A 17,245-nucleotide genomic window follows, 5' to 3' on the forward strand; every position below is an offset into this window, starting at 1 on the left:
TGACTGTAATGATCTCCCCACCGCCGCAAAGCCGTTCTAGGCTCTTCGATACCACCGCGAAGCGCAGTGGGGGATCGGGAGCCGTACACGGACCGGATGCGCAGCGGTACTTGAGCGCCGGCCCCACCAGGGGGCGCCGCCGGGCAAGGAGGGCCGCATGACCGTACGGCGAGTAATGGGCATTGAGACGGAGTACGGAATCTCCGTCCCCGGTCACCCGAACGCCAATGCCATGCTCACCTCGTCCCAGATCGTCAACGCCTACGCGGCGGCGATGCACCGGGCGCGCCGCGCCCGCTGGGACTTCGAGGAGGAGAACCCGCTGCGGGACGCGCGGGGCTTCGACCTCGCCCGCGAGGCCGCCGACTCCAGCCAGCTCACCGACGAGGACATCGGCCTGGCCAATGTCATCCTCACCAACGGGGCGCGGCTGTACGTCGACCACGCCCACCCCGAGTACAGCTCCCCCGAGGTCACCAACCCGCGCGACGCCGTGCTGTGGGACAAGGCCGGCGAGCGCATCATGGCCGAGGCCGCCGAGCGCGCCGCCCAGCTGCCCGGAGCCCAGCCCATCCACCTCTACAAGAACAACACCGACAACAAGGGCGCCTCCTACGGCACGCACGAGAACTACCTGATGAAGCGGGAGACCCCCTTCTCGGACATCGTGCGGCACCTGACGCCCTTCTTCGTCTGCCGTCAGGTGATCACCGGCGCAGGCCGGGTCGGCATCGGCCAGGACGGCCACGAGCACGGCTTCCAGCTCAGCCAGCGCGCCGACTACTTCGAGGTCGAGGTCGGCCTGGAGACCACGCTCAAGCGCCCGATCATCAACACCCGCGACGAGCCGCACGCCGACGCCGAGAAGTACCGCCGGCTGCATGTGATCATCGGGGACGCCAATCTCTCCGAGATCTCCACCTACCTCAAGCTCGGCACCACCTCCCTGGTGCTGTCGATGATCGAGGACGGTTTCATCGCCGCCGATCTCGCCGTCGAGCAGCCGGTGCGCACCCTGCACCAGGTCAGCCACGACCCCACGCTGCGCCGCCTGGTCACCCTGCGCAACGGCCGCACACTCACGGCCGTCCAGCTGCAGATGGAGTACTACGAGCTCGCGCACAAGTACGTCGAGGACCGCTTCGGCGCGGACGCGGACGAGCAGACCAAGGACGTCCTGCACCGCTGGGAGGACGTGCTGGGCCGGCTGGAGCGCGACCCGATGAGCCTGGCCGGCGAGCTGGACTGGGTGGCCAAGCGCGAGCTGCTGGAGGGCTACCGGCGCCGCGACGGCCTGGGCTGGGACGCGGCCCGGCTGCACCTGGTGGACCTGCAGTACGCGGACGTACGGGCCGGCAAGGGGCTCTACAACCGCCTCGCCGCCCGCGGGAAGATCAAGCGCCTGCTGGACGAGGACGAGGTGGCCCGGGCCCGTACGGCGCCGCCGGAGGACACCCGCGCCTACTTCCGCGGCCGCTGCCTGGAGCAGTACGCCGACGACGTGGCGGCCGCCTCCTGGGACTCGGTGATCTTCGACCTGCCCGGCCGGGACTCCCTGCAGCGGGTGCCCACCCTGGAGCCGCTGCGCGGTACCCGCAACCACGTCAAGGAGCTGCTGGACCGCTGCCGTACCGCGGAGGACCTGGTCAGGGTGCTCTCCGGCGGCTGAGTGAGGGCTTCGCCGGCTTCGGCCCCGGCCGCGACGGGCGGCCGGGGCAGGGTCGAAGACGGCGTGATCCGGGAATCATCACGGTGGTTCCCGGACGTTGTAGCAAGTGCGGGGCCGATCTGCGGCCCTGCTTGTAGGGTCTGATCACGACCCTGTGGCGATGGAGCCGCACGAGCACGGCCGATCTTGTACCTGATCTTGTACGTCGAAGCGAGCGGGGTGTGAGGACATGGCGACGAAGGACACCGGCGGCGGACAGCAGAAGGCCACGCGGTCCACAGAGGACGTCGAGGAGCAGGCGCAGGACGCGCAGGCCTCGGAGGACCTCAAGGAGCGGCACGAGAAGCTCTCGGACGACGTGGACTCCGTGCTGGACGAGATCGACGACGTCCTGGAGGAGAACGCGGAGGACTTCGTGCGGTCCTTCGTGCAGAAGGGCGGCGAGTAGCCGCGTCGCCGGGCCCGGCGGGCGCCGGGGCGGGCCGTGAGTGATCCGTCCCGCAGCTCCCGCCCGGCATGTGGATCACACCCGTGGGGCGGGTAGGGTCCGAGGCGTACTGTGCTCCGGCCGCGCCGCGGCAGCGGGGCGGTTCAAGGATCGGGCGGCGTGCCGCCGTATATGTGGAAGGAAACGTGTGGAAGCCAATACTCGGAGCACCGGGCAGCTGCCCGCTGCCTTTCTGACGCCGGGCTCCTCGTCGTTCATGGACTTCCTCAGCAGTCATGCGCCGGGGCTGCTGCCGGGCAACCGGCAGCTGCCTCCGGTGGCGGGGGCCATGGAAGCGCCGCACGGCACGACCATCGTCGCGGCGTCGTTCCCCGGCGGTGTGGTGCTGGCGGGCGACCGGCGGGCGACGATGGGCAATGTCATCGCCCAGCGCGACATCGAGAAGGTCTTCCCGGCCGACGAGTACTCGGCGGTGGGGATCGCCGGCACGGCGGGTCTCGCCGTGGAGATGGTCAAGCTCTTCCAGCTGGAGCTGGAGCACTACGAGAAGGTCGAGGGGACCCGGCTCTCCCTGGAGGGCAAGGCCAACCGGCTCTCCACGATGATCCGCGGCAATCTGGGCCTGGCCATGCAGGGCCTGGCCGTGCTGCCGCTGTTCGCGGGCTGGGACGAGGACCGCGAGAAGGGGCGCATCTTCTCCTACGACGTGACGGGCGGGCGCTCCGAGGAGCACGGCTTCGCGGCCGTCGGCTCCGGCTCCCTCTTCGCGCGCGGGTCGCTGAAGAAGCTGTTCCGCGACGACCTGACGGAGGGTCAGGCCACCACGCTGGTCGTCCAGGCCCTCTACGACGCCGCCGACGACGACTCCGCGACCGGCGGCCCGGACCTGGCCCGCCGGATCTTCCCCATCGTCACCGTCATCACCGACGAGGGCTTCCGCAGGCTCACCGAGGCACAGTGCTCCGAGATCGTCCGCGCGATCCACGACCGCCGGCTGGAAGAGCCGGACGGCCCGCGGGCGGCGCTGCTCTGAGGGCTGCCCCGAGGCCCGTCCGCAGCGGAAGTTCCACCCCGGCGCCGCCGGGGCCCCACGTCACTGATCAGAAAGGGACGGACAGCCGGTGTCGACGCCGTTCTACGTCTCCCCCCAGCAGGCCATGGCCGACCGCGCCGAGTACGCCCGTAAGGGCATCGCGCGCGGGCGCAGCGTCGTCGTGCTGCAGTACACCGACGGCGTCCTCTTCGTCGCGGAGAACCCGTCCCGGGCGCTGCACAAGGTCAGCGAGATCTACGACCGGATCGCCTTCGCGGCGGTCGGCAAGTACAACGAGTTCGAGAACCTGCGCATCGGCGGCGTCCGCTACGCGGATCTGCGCGGCTACACCTACGACCGCAACGACGTCACCGCGCGCGGCCTCGCCAACGTCTACGCGCAGACCCTCGGCACGATCTTCTCCAGCGCCGGCGAGAAGCCGTACGAGGTCGAGCTGATCGTCGCCGAGGTCGGGGCCGCCCCCGAGGACGACCAGATCTACCGCCTGCCGCACGACGGCTCCATCGTCGACGAGCACGGCTCGGTCGCCGTCGGCGGCAACGCCGACCAGATCAGCAGCTACCTCGACCAGCGCCACCGCGACGGCATGACCCTCGCCGAGGCCCTCAAGCTCGCGGTCGACTCCCTCAACCGCGACAACAACGGCGGCAAGGAGCGCACCCTGACCGCCGAGCAGCTCGAAGTCGCCGTCCTGGACCGGACGCGACCGCAGCAGCGCAAGTTCAAGCGGATTCTGGGGCGGCAGTTGTCCCGGCTCCTGGAGGAGGGGACGACGCCGCCGTCGGCGGAGGAGAACTCGGCCGAGCCGTCGGAGGACTGAGGGGCCTCAATCGCCGGACGGGCTTGATTTTCAAGCCCGTCCGGCGATTGAGGACGAGCGGCGCAGCCGCGATAGCGGGGGTCCGGGGGCGGAGCCCCCGGTGGGTAAGGGCTCGTTTCCGGGTGACGGGCGGGTGGGTGGGCCAGGCCACCACCTATGCCTGCAAGGCAGCAGCGTCGTTTCCGGGAGCGCCACCGCCGTCGTCGTCGCCACGGGCCCCGACACCGCCCTCGCCGGCGCCCTGCCGGCACCGCGTACGCGCACCCCCTTCGACCGTTCCGTGAACGGCATCGCGTGGACCCTGGTCCGGTTCATGCTGCTCACCGCGCCGCTCGTGCTGCTGGCGAGCGCGCTGTTGCGGGGGCGGGGGCTGGAGACGCTGCCGTTCGCGGTGGCGGTGGCGGTGGGGCTGACGCCCGAGATGCTGCCGGTGGTGGTCACGGCGGCCCTCGCGCGGGGGGCCGCGCTGCTGGCGCGGGGCGGCGAGGTGATCGTACGGAGGCTGCCCGCCCTGCACGACCTGGGTGCCGTCGATGTCCTGTGCGTGGACAAGACGGGCACCCTCACTCAGGACAAGCCGGTCCTCGACCGGGCGGTGGACGCGGACGGCCGCGACGACCCGCGTGTTCTGCACTGGGCGGCCGTCAACGCGCTGTGGACCCTGCACCTGGCCGAACTGCCCGTGCCGGACGCCCTGGACGAGGCGATCCTCGACGCGGACGAGCAGGCGGGGCCGACCGCCGACGGCGTCGAGGGCGTCGCCGCGCTGCCGTGCGGTCCGGGCCGCCGTATCGCGACGGCCGTCGTCGCCGGGTCGGTCGCGGAGGCGGGGGCGTACGACGGCGGGCTCACCGGCAACGTCCGCGTGCTCGGCGCGCCCCGTACCGTTTCCCGGCTGCACACGGTGGTCGTCAAGGGCGCCCCGGAGGACGTTCTCGCGCGCTGCACGCGCGTCGCCGGGGGCGTGTACGGCCCGTACCCCGGCACGGAACTGGACGCGGCGGGCCGTGAACGGCTGGCCGGGCGGGCGGAGGCGCTCGCGGCGGACGGGCTGCGGGTGCTGGCCGTCGCGGTCGCCGAACGGCCCGCGCACGGCGGCGCGTACGCCCCGGCCGAGTGCACGGAAGAAGACGAGCGGGACCTGACCCTGGTCGGTTTCGTCGCGCTGCGGGACGCCCTCGCCGAGAGCGCCGCCGAGGCCCTGGACGTGCTGACCACGCGGCGCGGCGTCACCGTCAAGGTCCTCACCGGCGACCACCCGGGCACCGCCGCCCGCGTCTGCCGCGAACTCGGCCTGGACACGGCCGGGCCGGACACGGTGGTCACCGGCGAGCACATAGCCACCCTGGACGACGACGCGCTGGCCGAACTGGCCGCCCGCGCCACCGTGTTCGCGCGCTGCACGCCCGAGGACAAGGCCCGCGTCGTCCGCGCGCTGCGCGCCGCCGGGCACACCACCGGCTTCCTCGGCGACGGCGTCAACGACCTGGCCGCGCTGCACGCAGCCGACGTGGGTGTCTGCCCGCGCGCCGGGGTCGACGTGGCCCGTGAGGCCTCCGACGTGGTCCTCGCCTCGAAGGACCTGACCGCCCTGGACCGGGCGATCGTCACCGGGCGGCGCAGCACCGGCAACATCGCCGCCTATCTGCGCATCACCCTCTCCTCCAACCTCGGCAACGTGATCGCGATGCTGGCGGCCGGGCTGCTGCTGCCGTTCCTGCCGATGCTGCCCGCGCAGGTGCTCGTGCAGAACCTGTGCTTCGACGCGGCCCAGCTGGCGCTGGCCTTCGACCGGCCCGGCGCGGCCGTGCTGCGCCGCCCGGCGGCCCTGCGGCCGAAGGCACTGTTCCGCTTCATGACGGGCTTCGGGCTGCTCAACGCGAGCGCCGACCTGGCGACGTTCGGTGTACTGGCCCTGGCCGTACGGTCGTTGGGCGACGAGGCCGGGCAAGCGGCCTTCCACGCCGGGTGGTTCACGGAGAACCTGCTCACGCAGGCCCTGGTGATGCTGCTGCTGCGCTCGGGCCGCTGCGCGGCGGAGGGGCGCGCGCCCGGCCCGGTACTCCTCGCGACGTCGGCCCTGGCCGTGGTCGGCCTGCTGCTGCCACTGTCCCCGCTCGGCGCCCCGCTGGGCATGACGGTGCTGCCGCCGCTGTATTACGGGCTGATGGCGGTGGTCCTCGCCGTTTACGGTGCGGGGCTGGCGCTGGCACGGGCGCGGTACGAAAAAATAAGCCCGTCCGGCGTTTGAGGACGAGCGGCGCAGCCGCGATAAGGGGTCCGGGGCGGAGCCCCCTGGGGGCACCTCCCAGCGGTAGCTGGGGGAGGGGAGGGGCGGGTAGGGGAGAAAGCCCGCCGCAGGCACCCACACCCGCACCCGCACCCGGCACACAAAAGGGCGCGGCGGCCCGGCTCCCAGAAGCCGTACCGCCGCGCGCCGTTGAACGTCAGGCCGACGACCGTTACCAGTCGCCGCCCCCTCCGAAGTCGCCCCCGCCGCCGAAACCGCCGCCGCTGTCGCCCCAGCCCCCGCCGCCGAAGTCGCCGGCGCTGAAGTCCGCTCCGGAGAAGTCGCCGCCGTCGACGCCGCCCCCGCCGCCGCCGTCGAAGCCGCCGCTCTCGAAGCCGGGCGCGTAGCCCGCGTAGGCCGGGGTGCTCAGCATGTGGCCGAGCGCGGTGCCCACGAGCAGGCCCGGCAGGAGGCCGCCGCCGAAGTAGCCGCCGGCCCAGGGGCCGTAGGCGGGACCGGCGTTCCAGTACGGCTGCGGGCCGTGGTCGGTCTGGACCGTACGGGACATCGGCTCCTGGCCGTCCGCGATGCGCGTCGCGTCCGCCTGGCAGGCCGGGACCGTGCGCATCGCGCCGCCGGGCGGCGCCCACTGCACGTCCTGCACGGAGATCCCGTGGCGCGGGTCGAAGAAGCAGGGCATCCGCTTCTGCGGCAGCGGGGCGCCGCTGCGCCGGGCGGCCAGGGTGGCCAGCGCGAAGCGGCCCTTGTCCAGGGACTCGGTGACGGCCGTGACGTCCTGCGGCTTGGCCGCGGCCGCCATCTTGGACTTGGCCTCCTCGTAGGCGTCCAGGCCCTGCTCGTAGTCCTTGCGCATCTCGTCGGTCACGCCGGGCGCGGACGGGGAGAAGTCCAGCCGGTCCAGTTCCTCGCCGAAGGCGGTGATGTCCTCGTCGACGACCACGCGCAGCGCGTCGAGCTCGGCGCGCTCGCGCTCCTCGCGCTTCTTCTTGCCGCGCCGGTACAGCGCGTACCCGCCGGCACCGCCCGCGACGACGACCGCGCCGACGGCGATCAGTCCGGTGCTGCCGGTGCTCTCCGAGGAGGAGCCGCCGCCCCAGGAGCTCGGGGTGTGGCCCTTGGCCTGCTGGTCGACCTGGTCGGTGAAGGCATTGAGCATGGTCTTGGTGTCGCCGCCGGAGCGCTGCACGGCGCCGACGACATTGGTCACCGCGCTCTGCCGCATCACCTTGCTGTCGGCCTTGGCGTTGAACGCCTTGTCGCCGAGGTGCACGGCGTACACACCGCTGATGCCGGTCAGCGTACGGATGTCCTTGATGACCGTCGCCTTCGGGAACTCCGGGGTCTCCGGCAGCACCGCGACGAACACCGGCTTCCCGGCGTCCTTGATCTTCTTGGCGAGGGCGTCGGCGTCGGACGACGGCAGCTGGTCGGCGACCCGGGGATCGACATAGACCGGGCTCTTCTTCAGCGCCTCGGCCACCGCGGCGACCCCGGTGGCGGCGTGCGCGGCCGGCGCGTACACCGCCGCGCAGGCGAGCGCGAGCAGGGCGACGAGCAGGGCCGCGAGGGGCCTGGGCAACGCCCGGTGAGTGGCGGACATGGTGCGTCTCCTCGAAGACGTTGGCGGGCGGCGCTCAGGGCCGCGGCTCGGTTGCGGGGTGAATCCGGTCAGGATTGCCGGAGACGTCAACGTTCAGCGATACCACGAAAACGGTTCAAACGGGCAAGGGGTTTCCTCTCTGGTCCGCGTTCGCTCCCGGCTCAATCGATCACCCAGGTCATCCCGATCGTTCCGATCATGCTGATCGCCCTGATCATTCCGGTCATCCCGATCATCCGTAGGAGAGCCTGGAGCAGGGTTCGTCGTCCGCCGAGCGGGCCGAGTCCACGACGGCGGGGCTGAGCGGCCCGTTCGCGGGCGGCACGGCGGAGGGGGCGGTGGACGGGTCGCCCGGCGGTGGGGCGGGGGCGGTCGCGGCACCTGTGGCGTCCCCGTTCGCGTAGTCCTGGCCGAGGGTGATCCTGATCCCCTCCGGGGCGGTGCCCCGGACGTACGCGCCGGGGAAGAGCCCCGCGAGCGTACGGGCGTGCCCGGCCTGCCCCGGACCGAACTCGATCACGGTGGTGCCCTGATCGCGCTCGGTGGCGTTGCCCGTGCCGGTCACCGTGTAGCCGTGCTCCGTGAGCGAGGCGGCGGCGCGTGCGGCGAGGCCGGTGACCCGGGTGCCGTTGGCGACGGAGACGCGGACACCGGCGCCGGAGCCCGTCCCCTCGGCCTGTACCGGCTGCACCTCCTTCGAGGACCCGCCGCCGTTCTTGTCGCCCGCGTCCTTGCCGTCGATCGTGCGGTCGTCGCGGATCGCGGCCCACAGGGCGTCGGCGTCGGGCTGGACGACGTCGACACGGTTGCCGTTGTAGCGCCAGGGCACGGTCACGAACTTGATGTCGTGCAGTTCGATGCCCTTCAGCGACATCGCGAAGCCCAGCAGCTTGTCGGCCGAGCCCAGACCGGGGTCCACCGTCAGCGACTTGGTGGCGGCGTCCGCGAGCGGCAGCAGCGTCGCCGGGTTCAGCCCCGCCGACCGCACCTTCTTGAACATGGCGGCCATGAACGCCTGCTGCCGCTGGATACGGCCGATGTCGGAGCCGTCGCCCAAGCCGTGCCGGACACGCACGTAGTCGAGGGCCTGCTGCCCGGAGACGCTCTGTTCGCCCTTGCGGAACAGGAGTTGGCCGCGCGAACCGAGGTTGGGGTTGAGGTCGCCCTCGTAGACGTCCTTGGGCACGCACACGTCGACGCCGCCGACGGCGGAGGTCATCGAGGAGAAGCCGACGAAGTCGACGACGACCGTGTGGTCCACGCGCAGGCCGGTCAGCCGCTCGACGGTGTTCTGCGTGCAGGCCGGATTGCCTTTCGGTGACTCCCCCACGGAGAAGGCCGAGTTGAACATCGCGCGGGTCTGCGGCTGGGTCCAGCTGCCGTCGGGCAGCCGGCACGGCGGGATGTCGACGAGGGTGTCGCGCGGGACGGACACGGCGATCGCGTGCTTCTCGTCGCCGTAGACGTGCAGCAGGAAGGCCGTGTCCGAGCGGCCCACGTCGCCCTCGCCGCCGCCCAGCCTGCTGTTCTCGCCGGCGCGCGAGTCGGAGCCGATGACGAGGACGTTCTGCCCGCCGGCGGAGGCGGCGGGGCGGTCCTTGGCCAGGCCGTCCCCGTCGAAGACCTTGATGTTGCCGTTGAGCTTGAGGTAGAGCCAGCCCGCCCCGGCGGCGAGCAGCAGCACGAACGCCACCAGGACGACGCTCGTCGTCCGTATCCGGTGGCGGGTGCCCGCCCCTCGCCCGGCCGTCATATGCGAGCCCTCATCCGCTCCCCCCGGCAGCGCCGGCGCGTGTCCTTGTCATTCGCATAGACGGTCTGGGCGCGCCTTTGGTTGTCCAGTTGCGCAATCCAGCAAGTAATGATGAAGCGCACACGCCCAGGACGGAACCCTTCCGCTCCACCGCCGTGCGTCCCCCGCCCGACCCTGCCCGGTGGCCACCGGTCCATACGGACGTCCCCTCCCGTACACCCGCCCCTGGTGGGCTTCCCCCGTCCGGGCAGCCGCGCCCGGTCTCCGAGGAGGGAAGAACATGGGAACTCGTCCGCACCGGCGCCGGCTCGCCCGGGGCGCTGCCGCTCTGCTCGTCGCCGCTGCCGCCGTGCCGGCCGTCACCACGGCCGCGTCCGGCTCGGACGGCTCGGACGCCGCCGCGCTCGCCGCCCAGCACGGCCCGAAGAAGGCCAAGAACGTCATCCTGCTGATCGGCGACGGCATGGGCGACTCGGAGATCACCCTGGCCCGCGACTACACCGTGGGCGCGGGGGGCCGGCTGAACATGGACAGATTCCCGCTGACCGGCGCGTACACCACCTATGCCGTCGACAAGAACGGCAAGCCGGACTATGTCACCGACTCCGCCGCCAGCGGCACCGGCTGGGCGACCGGCCGCAAGACCGTCAACGGCCGGATATCCAAGACGCCCGGCACGGACCGGCCGATGACCACGATCCTGGAGCTCGCGCAGAAGAACGGGCTGGCCACCGGCAGCGTCACTACCGCCGAACTCACCGACGCCACCCCGGCCGTGCTCGCCTCGCACGTCGGCGACCGCAGCTGCCAGGGCCCGGCCGACATGAAGGCGTGCCCCTCCGACACGATCGGCAAGGGCGGGCCCGGCTCGATCGCCGAGCAGAGCGTGAACCACAAGGTCGACGTCCTCCTCGGCGGCGGCAGGGCCCGCTTCGACCAGCGGATCACCGAGGGCCCGTACCGGGGCATGACCGTCACCGAGCAGGCGCGCAGGCTCGGCTACCAGGTCGTCCGGGACGGCGAGGGGCTGCGCGGCGCCCGCGCGGACCGGCCCGTCCTCGGCCTGTTCGCGCCCGGCAACATCCCCGTCGAGTGGACCGGCAGGCCGGCGGCCGTCGGCGGCACCGCGCCGCAGCGCTGCGTGACGAACAACCCCGAGCGCACCGCCGGCACCCCCACGCTGGAGCAGCAGACCCGCAAGGCCATCGAGCTGCTGGAGGCCAAGCAGCGCGGCGGGAAGAACGGCAAGGGCGACAAGAGCGGTAAGGGTGACAAGGGGGGCAGGGGCGACAAGGGCTTCTTCCTCCAGGTCGAGGGCGCCTCCATCGACAAGCGCGACCACTCCGCCGACCCCTGCGGCCAGATCGGCGAGACCGCCGCCTTCGACCGCGCCGTGCGGGTGGCCCGCGCCTACGCGGCCGAGCACCCCGACACCCTCGTCGTCACGACCGCCGACCACGGCCACACCAGCCAGATCGTGCCGCTGGAGGCGAACCCGCCCGGACTGTCCTCGACCCTCGTCACCGACGAGGGGCAGCAGCTGAAGGTGAACTACTCCACCAACACCCCCGGCAAGTCCCAGGAGCACACCGGCACCCAGGTGCGCATCGCCGCCCAGGGGCCGCAGGCGGAGCGCGTGCTGGGCGTCACCGACCAGACCGAGCTGTTCACCACGATCCGCACGGCGCTGTCGCTGCGCTGAGGCTACCGGCGCGTACGGGCACGCGCGGTGAGGGTCCGGCTGCGCTGCGGCCGGACCCGGAGGTTTGCGCCAGTTATCGCGCCGGAAGATTGGGCGGATCCGCCACCGACTCCCGGACAGAGAGCGTCAAGACTGGGGAATCACACCCACACCCCGTAAATGATCATGACTCGTCCGCGCAGGAGGAACCGTCGATGACCGGGTCCCGCGTCCTCGCTCTCGGCCACTACCAGCCCGCCAAGGTACTGACCAACGAGGAGCTCGCCGGCCTGGTCGACACCAGCGACGAGTGGATCCGCACCCGCGTCGGCATCCGCACCCGCCGGATCGCCGGTCCCGACGAGACCGTCGCCGACATGGCCGCCCGCGCCGCCGCCAAGGCCCTCGCGGGCAGCGGCCTGGACCCGGCGGAGATCGACCTCGTCCTCGTCGCCACCTGCACCGCCGAGGACGCGAGCCCCAACACCGCCGCCCGCGTCGCCGCCGAGCTGGGCCTGCCCGGCCCCGCGACCATGGACGTCAACGTCGTCTGCTCCGGCTTCACCCACGCCCTGGCCACCGCCGACCACGCGATCCGCGCCGGATCCGCGCGCTCCGCGCTCGTCGTCGGCGCCGAGAAGTTCACCTCGGTCGTCGACTGGACCGACCGCTCCACGTGCGTCCTGGTCGGCGACGGCGCGGGCGCCGCCGTCGTGACCGCCGCCGGGGAACCCGGCATCGGACCGGTCGTCTGGGGCTCGGTCCCCGACATGGGGCACGCGGTACGCATCGGGGGCAGCCCTGCCCGCTTCGCGCAGGAGGGCCAGGCCGTCTACCGCTGGGCCACCACCCGGCTCCCGGCCATCGCCCGCCAGGTGTGCGAACGGGCCGGAGTCGCCCCCGAGGAGCTGGCCGGGGTCGTGCTGCACCAGGCCAACCTGCGCATCATCGAGCCCCTGGCCCGCAGGCTCGGCGCGGTCAACGCGGTCGTCGCCACCGACGTCACCGAGTCCGGCAACACCTCGGCCGCGAGCGTTCCGCTCGCGCTGTCCAAGCTGGTCGAGCGCCGCGACGTGGAACCGGGCGCGCCGGTGCTGCTGTTCGGCTTCGGGGGGAACCTCTCGTACGCGGGCCAGGTCATCCGCTGTCCGTAACGCCCGTAACGCCCGTTCCTGTCCCGCAACAGGGGCCCGGCGCGCGGGCGTTCAGGGGGACTCGCGCAGATAGAGCGCGCCGCAGGAGTGGCAGATCGGCAGCGTGCCGGTCCCCCAGTCGTCGATGGAACGCTCCGCCGAACCGGGCTCCAGGTCACGCCCGCACATGGCGGTCAGCGCGTCCTGGCGCACCACGTGCCAGATCTTGACCCGGGCGTCGGAGGTCTGTGGGGAGTCGTCGTACTCGGCGCGCAGTTCGTGCTCCATGACTCCCACCATGCGGCAGGGGCGCACGGGCCGCCACCGAAGGCGCACCCTGGAACCCCTCAGAACACCGACCACCCCGTCAGCGTCGTGAAGTGGTCCAGCGCCGCCACGCCCGCCACCGAGTTGCCGCGCGCGTCCAGGCCCGGGCTCCACACGCACAGCGTGCAGCGGCCCGGTATCACGGCGACGATGCCGCCGCCCACGCCGCTCTTGCCGGGCAGGCCCACGCGGTAGGCGAAGTCGCCGGCGGCGTCGTACGTCCCGCAGGTGAGCATCACCGCGTTGATCTGCTTGGCCTCGCGGCGGGGCAGCAGCCGGCTGCCGTCGGAGCGCAGCCCGTGCCGGGCCAGGAAGCCGCCCGCGAGGGCCAGGTCACGGCAGCTCATCTCGATCGAGCACTGCCAGAAATAGTGCTCCAGGACCGTGGGGACGGGGTTGTCGAGGTTGCCGTAGCTGGCCATGAAGTGGGCCAGGGCCGCGTTGCGGTCGCCGTGCTCGGTCTCGGACGCGGCCACCGCCGGGTCGAAGGCGACGTCCGGGTTGCGGCTCTCCGCGCGCAGGAACTCCAGCATCGTGGTGGAGGCGTCGCCGGTGAGGGTCTGCAGCCGGTCGACGACGACGAGGGCGCCCGCGTTGATGAACGGGTTGCGGGGGATGCCGTTCTCGTGCTCAAGCTGGACGAGCGAGTTGAAGGGGTTGCCGGAGGGCTCGGTGCCCACGCGCTCCCAGATCTTCTCGCCGCCCTCGGCGAGGACGAGCGCGAGGCTGAAGGTCTTGGAGATCGACTGCACGGAGAACGGCCGCTCCCAGTCCCCCACGCCGTACACGCTGCCGTCGACGTCGGCGACGGCCATCCCGAACTGCCCGATGTCCACCTTCGCGAGGGCGGGGATGTAGTCGGCCACCTGCCCACGGCCCACCAGGGGACGGGCGAACGCGGCGACTTCCTCAAGTACGGCCTGGTAGTCCACGTTGTGGTGCTTCCGTGTCGTCGACGATGGGATTGTCGGCCCGAGGCCGGATCGGCTCGCACGATATCCGAACGCCCTGCCCAGCGGCGAACCATTGGGTACAAGGGGGGCATTCGGCGGCGCATCCGGCGTAGCCGGTCGGGCACGTCGGAAGGAGAGGGGTGCATGGCCCCACCGATGTCCGCGGGCGAGTTCCTCGCCGCGCTCAGGGCCGAAGGAGCCACGGTCGTCGAGGTCGACGGCTGGCGTACGCACAACCGCGCCGGGCACGGCGCGTGGGGCCCGGTGAACGGGGTGATGATCCACCACACCGCGTCCTGGGGCACGGAGCGCGCGGTGCGGCGCTGCTGGCGGGGGCGCGACGACCTGCCGGGGCCGCTGGCCCACGGTGTCATCGCCAAGGACGGCCGCGTGCACCTCGTCGGCTGCGGGCGGGTCAACCACGCGGGCGGCGGCGACAGCAGCGTGCTGCGCGCGGTGATCGCGGAGAAGCGGCTGCCGAGACCGCGCTGGGCGGATGCCGACGGCAACGTCCACTTCTACGGCTTCGAGTGCGTCAACCTCGGCGACGGCCACGACCCCTGGCCGAAGGAACAACTGCTGGCCATCGAGCGCGTATCGGCCGCGATCTGCCGCCACCACGGCTGGAACGCCCGCTCGGTCATCGGCCACCGCGAATGGCGGCCGGGGAAGGTCGATCCGGTGGGCTTCACGATGGACTGGATGCGGGACCGGGTGCAGGAGCGGCTGCGGGCGTGAGGGGGGTACGGGCCGGGGGCGCCGTACGTCCCAGGGGCCTCCGCCGCAGGCGGACCCGGTGGCGGGCCCAGGGCCCCCGGCGCCGTACCCCCGGCCCCGGGTGACAATGGCCGGGTGACCTGCGAGCTCTCCCCGGCCCCCGGCGGCCCCGCCGCCCCGCGTACCGCCGCGTTGCGGCCGCGGCTGCCCTCCCCCGTCGCCGAGCTGCGGGACGAGCGGTTCGCGCGGCGGGGGCTGCGGCTGCTGCTCAAGCGGGACGATCTGATACATCCGGAGCTGCCGGGCAACAAGTGGCGCAAGCTGGAGCCGAATCTGCGGGCCGCCGATCCGGCCCGGCACACCCTGCTGACCTTCGGCGGCGCCTACTCCAACCATCTGCGGGCGACCGCCGCGGCCGGCCGGCTGCTCGGTTTCGCCACCGTCGGCGTCGTGCGCGGCGAGGAGCTCGCGGACCGCCCGCTGAACGCCTCGCTCTCCCGGTGCGCAGCAGACGGCATGCGGCTGCGCTTCGTCGACCGCGCCACCTACCGGCGCAAGAACGAGCCGGAGGTCCTCGCGGAGCTGACGCGCACGGCCGGTGCGGGCGGCGAGTGCTTCGTCGTCCCCGAGGGCGGCTCCAACGCGGCGGCCGTGCACGGCTGCACGGAGCTCGGGCGCGAACTGCGGGGCGTGGCCGACGTCGTGGGCGTCGCCTGCGGTACGGGCGGCACGCTCGCCGGACTGGCGGCGGGACTCGGACAGGGGCAGCGGACGATCGGCTTCCCCGTGCTCAAGGGCGGCTTCCTGGGCGCGGAGATCGAGCGCCTGCAGCGCGAGGCGTTCGGGGAGCGGCGCGGCGCGTGGGAGCTGGACGAGCGCTTCCACTGCGGCGGCTACGCCCGTACCGGCCCCGAACTGGACGCGTTCGCCGAGGACTTCGCCGCCCGGCACGGGCTGGCGCCGGAGCGCGTGTACGTGGCCAAGATGCTGTACGGGCTGACGACGCTCGCGCTGGAGGGCGCGTTCGCGCCGGGGACGACGGTGGCGGCGGTGGTCACGGGCTGAGGCCCCGTCATATCGGGGTGCGGGTAGGCCCGTACGCATCGGGCTGCGGGCAGGCCCGTACGCGCGGTCAGGCGCCCGTCTCCTCCCGGTACGCCGCCGCCTCCTCCAGGTCCAGCCGGCGCAGCAGCGTCCGCAGCATCTCGTCGTCGATGCGGCGCGCGTCGCGCAGGGCGACGAAGACCGCGCGTTCGGCGCCGATCACCTCGCGGGCGAGCCGGCGGTAGGTGTCGTCGGCGGTCTCCCCGGTGGCTTCGTCGACGGTGCCGAGCCGTTCCCAGACCGCGTTGCGGCGGCGTTCGAGGACGGCGCGCAGCCGGTCGGCGAGCGGTCCGGGCAGCTGGTTGCGTTCGTCGGCGAGGAGCTCGGTGAGGCGGCGTTCGGCGGCGGCGGAGGCCTCGTTCTGTGCCTGGGCCTCGGCGAGGGTCCGGCCCTCGGGGTCGGGGACGGGCAGGCGCAGCCGCCGGATGAGCGGGGGCAGGGTCAGGCCCTGTACGACGAGGGTGGCGATGACCGAGGTGAAGGTGAGGAAGAGGATCAGGTTGCGGGCGGGGAAGGGGCTGCCGTCGTGCGTGGTCAGGGGGATCGCGAAGGCGATGGCGAGGGAGACCACGCCGCGCATCCCCGCCCAGGAGACGACGAAGGCGCCCTTCCAGCTGGTGTCGGCCTCGCGCTCGCGGATCCGTCGCGACAGGGCGCGCGGCAGGAACGTCGCCGGGTAGACCCATACGAAGCGGGCGGCCACGACGGCGGCGAAGACGGCGGTCGCGTACCAGGCGGCCCGGCCGACCCCGTACGCGCCCAGTCCCCGCAGGACGACGGGCAGTTGGAGCCCGATGAGGGCGAAGACGGCGGATTCGAGGACGAAGGCGACCATGCGCCACACGGCCGCCTCCTGCAGCCGGGTCGCGAAGTCGACCTGCCAGGAGCGGTGGCCGAGGTGGAGGCCGACGACCACGACGGCGAGCACCCCGGAGGCGCCGAGTTCCTCGGCGGCGGCGTAGGCGGCGAAGGGGATGAGGAGGGAGAGGGTGTTCTGCAGCAGTGGTTCGCGCAGCCGTTTGCGCAGCCAGTGCAGCGGCACCATGAGGACGAGGCCGACGCCGATGCCGCCGAGGGAGGCGATCGCGAACTCCCGTACGCCCTCGCCCCAGCCGGCGGCGGTGCCGACGGCGGCGGCGAGGGCGACCTTGTAGGCGGTGATCGCGGTGGCGTCGTTCACGAGGGACTCGCCCTGGAGGATCGTGGTGATCCGGGAGGGCAGGCCGAGGCGGCGGGCGATGGCGGTGGCGGCGACCGCGTCGGGCGGGGCGACGACCGCGCCGAGTACGAGGGCCGCGGTCAGCGGCAGGCCGGGTACGACGAGGTAGGCGAAATAGCCGACGGCGAGCGTGGCGAAGAGCACGTAGCCGACCGACAGCAGTGCGACGGGCCGCAGATTGGCGCGCAGGTCGAGGTAGGAGCTGTCGAGGGCGGCGGTGTGCAGCAGGGGCGGCAGCAGCAGCGGCAGGACGACGTGCGGGTCGAGGGTGTACTCGGGGACGCCGGGGATCCAGGAGGCGGCGAGCCCGGCGGCGACCAGGAGCAGGGGCGGCGGCACCGGGGTGTGCCGGGCGGCCCCGGCGAGGGCGGCGCTCACCGCGACCAGCATCAGCAGTGACATGGCGTCCATCGGTCCCCGCCTGTCCCGTCCGTCCGTGATTCCGTGATTCCGCGCTTGCGTCCCGTGCGGCATCGCCATCCATGGCCGTCACACGGGAACCATCAGTAACCTGGC

13 protein-coding genes and 1 pseudogene are annotated in these 17,245 nt (G+C 72.6%); 9 read left to right on the top strand and 5 right to left on the bottom strand.

The genetic code is table 11. The features are described 5' to 3' along the window. Positions 1-157: 157 nt before the first annotated feature. From dop to ACFP1Z_RS00795, 5 genes and pseudogenes are all read left to right on the top strand, one after another. A complete protein-coding gene (gene dop, locus ACFP1Z_RS00775) occupies positions 158-1,669 on the top strand; it encodes a depupylase/deamidase Dop (RefSeq protein WP_390313683.1) in 1,512 nt (503 codons plus the stop codon). A 229-nt stretch (positions 1,670-1,898) separates the two neighbouring features. Continuing rightward, the gene (locus ACFP1Z_RS00780) at positions 1,899-2,117 is read left to right on the top strand and encodes a ubiquitin-like protein Pup (RefSeq protein WP_390313684.1); all 219 of its coding nucleotides are present in this window, start codon (positions 1,899-1,901) and stop codon (positions 2,115-2,117) included. Between the two features lie 187 nt (positions 2,118-2,304). After that, the gene (gene prcB / locus ACFP1Z_RS00785; RefSeq protein ID WP_390313686.1) at positions 2,305-3,150 is read left to right on the top strand and encodes a proteasome subunit beta; all 846 of its coding nucleotides are present in this window, start codon (positions 2,305-2,307) and stop codon (positions 3,148-3,150) included. A gap of 88 nt (positions 3,151-3,238) precedes the next feature. Further along, positions 3,239-3,991, top strand: a complete 753-nt coding sequence (gene prcA / locus ACFP1Z_RS00790; protein ID WP_390313688.1) for a proteasome subunit alpha — start codon at positions 3,239-3,241, stop codon at positions 3,989-3,991. An 85-nt stretch (positions 3,992-4,076) separates the two neighbouring features. Further along, a pseudogene (locus ACFP1Z_RS00795) lies at positions 4,077-6,242 on the top strand (HAD-IC family P-type ATPase); the annotation flags it as partial. Positions 6,243-6,453: 211 nt separating this feature from the next. On the opposite strand, the gene ACFP1Z_RS00800 reads toward ACFP1Z_RS00795, so the two are convergent. After that, positions 6,454-7,842 carry a hypothetical protein gene (locus ACFP1Z_RS00800; RefSeq protein ID WP_390313690.1) on the bottom strand — a complete coding sequence of 463 codons (1,389 nt, stop codon included), beginning with the start codon at positions 7,840-7,842 and terminating at the stop codon, positions 6,454-6,456. Positions 7,843-8,074: 232 nt separating this feature from the next. Beyond that, entirely contained in the window at positions 8,075-9,595 is a 1,521-nt protein-coding gene (locus tag ACFP1Z_RS00805; protein ID WP_390313691.1) for an LCP family protein, read from the bottom strand. A 280-nt stretch (positions 9,596-9,875) separates the two neighbouring features. On the opposite strand from ACFP1Z_RS00805, the gene ACFP1Z_RS00810 reads away from it, so the two are divergent. Together ACFP1Z_RS00810 and ACFP1Z_RS00815 are read left to right on the top strand one after the other, a co-directional pair. Further along, complete coding sequence (locus ACFP1Z_RS00810) at positions 9,876-11,297, top strand: alkaline phosphatase (protein WP_390313692.1); 1,422 nt, start codon at positions 9,876-9,878, stop codon at positions 11,295-11,297. A 194-nt stretch (positions 11,298-11,491) separates the two neighbouring features. Further along, positions 11,492-12,430 (top strand): beta-ketoacyl-ACP synthase III, encoded by a 939-nt coding sequence (locus tag ACFP1Z_RS00815; protein WP_390313693.1) that lies wholly within the window; start codon positions 11,492-11,494, stop codon positions 12,428-12,430. A gap of 51 nt (positions 12,431-12,481) precedes the next feature. Here the strand turns inward: ACFP1Z_RS00815 and ACFP1Z_RS00820 are convergent, their stop codons facing one another. After that, positions 12,482-12,697, bottom strand: coding sequence for a hypothetical protein (locus ACFP1Z_RS00820; RefSeq protein ID WP_390313694.1), 216 nt, complete (start codon positions 12,695-12,697; stop codon positions 12,482-12,484). A 59-nt stretch (positions 12,698-12,756) separates the two neighbouring features. Beyond that, positions 12,757-13,668 carry a glutaminase gene (locus tag ACFP1Z_RS00825; RefSeq protein ID WP_390313695.1) on the bottom strand — a complete coding sequence of 304 codons (912 nt, stop codon included), beginning with the start codon at positions 13,666-13,668 and terminating at the stop codon, positions 12,757-12,759. Between the two features lie 165 nt (positions 13,669-13,833). Here ACFP1Z_RS00825 and ACFP1Z_RS00830 point away from each other — a divergent pair, with 165 nt between their 5' ends. Beyond that, positions 13,834-14,427 carry an N-acetylmuramoyl-L-alanine amidase gene (locus ACFP1Z_RS00830; protein WP_390313696.1) on the top strand — a complete coding sequence of 198 codons (594 nt, stop codon included), beginning with the start codon at positions 13,834-13,836 and terminating at the stop codon, positions 14,425-14,427. Positions 14,428-14,541: 114 nt separating this feature from the next. Next, the gene (locus ACFP1Z_RS00835; RefSeq protein ID WP_390313697.1) at positions 14,542-15,471 is read left to right on the top strand and encodes a 1-aminocyclopropane-1-carboxylate deaminase/D-cysteine desulfhydrase; all 930 of its coding nucleotides are present in this window, start codon (positions 14,542-14,544) and stop codon (positions 15,469-15,471) included. 67 nt (positions 15,472-15,538) lie between these two features. On the opposite strand, the gene ACFP1Z_RS00840 is transcribed toward ACFP1Z_RS00835, so the two are convergent. Further along, positions 15,539-17,140: a Na+/H+ antiporter gene (locus tag ACFP1Z_RS00840; RefSeq protein WP_390313698.1), complete on the bottom strand. Its 1,602-nt coding sequence runs from the start codon at positions 17,138-17,140 to the stop codon at positions 15,539-15,541. Between the last annotated feature and the right edge of the window lie 105 nt (positions 17,141-17,245).

The organism is Streptomyces gamaensis (assembly GCF_042656465.1).
Lineage (GTDB): Bacteria > Actinomycetota > Actinomycetes > Streptomycetales > Streptomycetaceae > Streptomyces > Streptomyces gamaensis.